Source organism: Rhodobacter sp. P2_H5 (assembly GCF_056403335.1).
This window is the reverse complement of record NZ_JBFUFS010000083.1, coordinates 1-917: the sequence shown is the minus strand read 5'-3', so window position 1 is coordinate 917 and position 917 is coordinate 1. Positions and strand designations below refer to the sequence as shown.

Here is a 917-nt window from a genome sequence, read left to right as displayed (position 1 = left end):
ATACCTACAGAAGGCATTGGGGCCAGCTTTGAATTTGAGTGTGGACCAGATTCCCTACAGCGAGGCCGTCCGTCGCGCCTTTGAATGGTTTACCACATCTCGGATCAGTGCTTTGGCAAGCGCATCTAAATCCGTAGGGCGAACCCAATCACTGAACTTCTGCCCCATCGGAAGCGTCTACACTGCCGGTCACGCTCTGACTGATTATTTGGAATGGTCCCGCATTGCGCGCTCTTATGGCAGTCACTACAACAATCTGGTGATGATCAATCACCACATCGTCAGCGATCTGGTATTTGTTCCGCTTGAAGATTTCTCTGCGCGCCAACTAAAGACTTTGGCCCTCCGTGTGATCGAGACACCGCCAAAATATGGATTTGGACCATATCGCGACGCGGTCAGGCTTAGCGACCTTGGTCCCGATGAGCTAAGGCGGCGCAAACGAACTTTCAATTCCCTGGTCACCATCCTGCGCATGGCATTTCTGTATGCGTGGGAGAATGGAAAGATAAATTCGGAACGCCCGTGGAAGGCACTGAGGCGAGTGGCCGTGAATTATACACCTCGGTCTATCTTCTTGACGAGAACGGAGTGCCAAAGCCTGATCGAGCACTGCTCCCCTGCACTGCAGAAGCTTGTGATGGCAGCACTCTACACCGGGTGCCGTGTCGGTGAACTAGCAATCCGTCGCGTGCAGGATGTTGGCCACCAGATCTTTGGCATTCGAGTTGCGGCGTTTAAGACCGGCCCCGCTCGCTTCGTCGTCCTACCTGATGAGGGAATGGCGTTTTTCTTGTCGTGCTGTGACGGCAAGTCAGGATCCGATCTTGTCTTGCTCTCCGATCGTGGCAAGGCCTGGCGTCGACAGCATGCGAACCTATTTCGGTGGGCGATTCAAAAGGCCAAATTGCCTAAGG

Annotated in this window: 1 protein-coding gene; it reads left to right on the top strand. The window is 53.9% G+C overall.

Annotated elements, in window-relative coordinates:
• Positions 1–40 precede the first annotated feature (40 nt).
• The coding region (locus tag AC1DVR_RS23600; protein ID WP_478003062.1) for a hypothetical protein at positions 41–917 on the top strand (877 nt) is incomplete at its 3' end.